2 protein-coding genes are annotated in these 2,958 nt (G+C 59.6%); both read left to right on the top strand.

Annotated elements, in window-relative coordinates; all coding sequences use genetic code 11:
• Positions 1-176 precede the first annotated feature (176 nt).
• Positions 177-1,922: an ABC transporter permease gene (locus AC1DT3_RS16790; RefSeq protein WP_477466379.1), complete on the top strand. Its 1,746-nt coding sequence runs from the start codon at positions 177-179 to the stop codon at positions 1,920-1,922.
• A 24-nt stretch (positions 1,923-1,946) separates the two neighbouring features.
• Positions 1,947-2,958 (top strand): MBL fold metallo-hydrolase (locus AC1DT3_RS16785; RefSeq protein WP_477466378.1); only part of this gene is annotated, 1,012 nt, incomplete at its 3' end.

Genomic DNA, 2,958 nt, shown 5'->3' with positions numbered 1-2,958 from the left:
GCTCGTCGCACGCCAGGGCAACATTCCAATTCATCCCGATGTGCCCGCGCCCGATGGATTCCCCAAGTTGAACGAGATCAAGCTTCTGAAGCTCGACGTGGATCGCGCGATCAAGTCCGACAAGGACGTGAAAGAGAAATTCCGCGAGATCTTCGGCGGGTGATCGGGAGGACCATATGAATCAAGTCGTTCTCAAGGACCCGATGTCGATGCCGGTGTCGGTGGAAGTGAAACGTTTCTGGCCTGGATCCGAAACGGTCGTTCTGGTCGGTCTGCTCACTTTCATCGCGTTGCTGTCGCTAGCGCCCTTGTCGCGGCTTGTACTCGAAGGACTTGCCCCAGAAGGAGTTTTGGACCTCACGCGGATCCAGCGCGTCTTCGGGCAAGCATCCGTTTGGCGCGCAGCGAGCAACACGGTCTTCATGGCGGCCGGCAGCACGCTGCTCGCCACCCTGATCGGGTCCGTCATGGCCGCAATCGTCGGCGTTACGGACATTCGCAACCGCGCCGCGCTCGTATTCTGTTTCATCCTTCCCTTGATGATTCCGCCGCAGGTTGCGACGTTGGCGTGGATTCATCTCTTCGGACCGTCGAGTGCGCTGCTTGGACTGGTCGGGATGGCGCCTGCTCCAGGAACGCGCCATCCGCTCTACTCGCTCGGTGGGATCATTACGGTTCTCGGTCTGCATAATGCTCCACTCGTCTTTCTCGCCGTGCGTGCGACTTTGAGGGCATTGCCGTCTGATCTGGTGGAGGCGGCACGGTCGCAAGGTGCTTCGCCCATGCGTTCCTTCTTGACCGTCGTACTGCCATTGGCGAGGACCGGTCTCATTTCGGGGGCTGCCTTGGCCTTTGTGTCTGCAGCAGGGAATTTCGCCGTTCCCGCGATGCTTGGAATTCCCGGACGGGTACCGACCTTGATAACTCTCATCTATCAACGATTGTCGGATTACGGCCAGGGTGCCTTTGCCGACGTCGCTCTTCTCTCGTTGTCGCTCGGGGTGATCGCGATCGGTGGGCTCGCCCTTCAAAGCTGGCTCATGCGCCGCAAGGACATTCGCATCACCACTCTCTCGGCGATGCCCGTTCACTTCAAGCTGGGACGTTGGCGTGCACCGGTGGCGACGGCGTGCTGGATCTTTGTCGGTGGCGTCCTCTTTCTTCCGCTATTGGCCCTAACATCCACCGCTCTCGTTTCCGGATATGGTCAGGCCCTGACAGCCGATACCGTGACGCTCAAGAATTTCACCAACGCCATCTTTCATCACACGATGATACGGGGAGCCTTTCTAACCAGCTTTTGGCTTGCGGTCGCGACAGCGAGCATTCTCGTCGTGATCTGCATCCCCTTTGCTTACTTCGTGGTCTGGCGTGCAAGCGCTTTGGTCCGATTTGGAAACGCCATTCTCGAGGTCGGGTATGCACTTCCGGGAACGCTTGTGGCCCTTGCGGCTATCTTGTTGTTCATCAAGCCGCTGCCGATCATCAACGTGAGTCTTTATGGTACGCCATGGATCATCCTGGCTGCCTATCTTACCAACAGAAGTGTGCTGGCATTGCGTCCGACCATTAGCGGGGTCGCGCAGCTCGATCGATCGCTGGAGGAGGCGGCGCGCGTTGCCGGCGCCGGCTTTCTGAGACGCCTCGTCGACATCATCGTGCCATTGGTCGCGCCCGCGGCCGGCGCCGGTGCGATCTTGGTCTTTTTGACGGTGCTGACCGAGATCCAGGTTTCAGTTCTCCTTGTCACGTCGAGCACGCGCACGATAGGCGCGACCGTGTACTTCCTGGAGGAGAGCGGAGCGACAACGTTGGCTTCTGCCGTCGGCGTTCTCATCGTCTGCGTCGTGTTCCTCCTTATGCTTCTTGTGTCGTCCTTCCGCCGGCGCCTGCCGCGCGGCGTCCTTCCATGGGCTGATTGAGCCCGCTCCGTACAGCGTTGAATAATGACCTACTCTCGTACCATCTTTGACTATGACGTCGTGCGCGACCGTACGGAGGCACGTTTGACGGCCGTCAGCGGCGTCGGCGGCAAACGACCGGCGTGCTTTCTGGTCGAGGCGGGCGGGACCCGTCTCCTGCTTGATCTCGGCGAGGGGCCCGAGCCTGGCGTTCGCCCGGATTTGAGCACGATCGATCGACCCGTCGACGCGATCTTGCTTTCGCACGCCCATGAGGATCATGCGAACGCCCTTGATCTGCGTACTCAGATCGGTTTTCCGCCGGTTTATGCGACTGAGGAAACCTGGGCTCTGTTGCCGGAAACTCTGGTGCCGCATTCTGACAGACGCCTGCTGCCTGACCGCGGATCTGTCGACATCGCTGGGGTGAAAATCGAGACCGGGCGTTCCGGTCACGCACCTGGCGGAGTCTGGATCCATCTCGCCGTTGGCGACGGTCTTCTCTACACGGGAGACTTCACAGACGAGTCGCATTTTTATCCATTTGATCCGCCACCCACTGCGGCGACCCTCGTTGTCGACGCCTCGTACGGCGACCACGACCACAGCCTCGATGAGCAAATCGACGAGATCGCTGAACGGGTCAGGAACGGCGCCGTGCTTCCTGTCCCGGAAGGCGGACGCGGACCAGAGATGGCGGCTCGACTCATGCAGCGCGGCCTGCCAAAGCCCTATCTCTGCGAGCCTCTCCGACAGCAAACCAAGCGCATTATCGCAGGTGACGACAAAACTGTCAGTGCCGAAGCCCGCCAACGCCTATCATCACTTTTCGAGGATGGGTTTTGCGGTAAGCCCGCTAAGGACCAGATCAATATCTGTGCAGATTCCAACTGTGCTAACGGCGAATCGGCTGAGCTCCTGAGAACATGGGGATTGAGTGTTCCCTTCATCTTTACCGGTCACGTACCGAAGGGAACTCCAGCCGCCGAGCTTCTCGCCAAAGGGGATGCACGATGGGTGCGCTGGAATGTCCACCCGCGCCGAAATGACGTCATTT

It is taken from the genome of Microvirga sp. P4_G7 (genome assembly GCF_056401005.1).
This window is presented reverse-complemented; position numbering and strand designations above follow the sequence as displayed.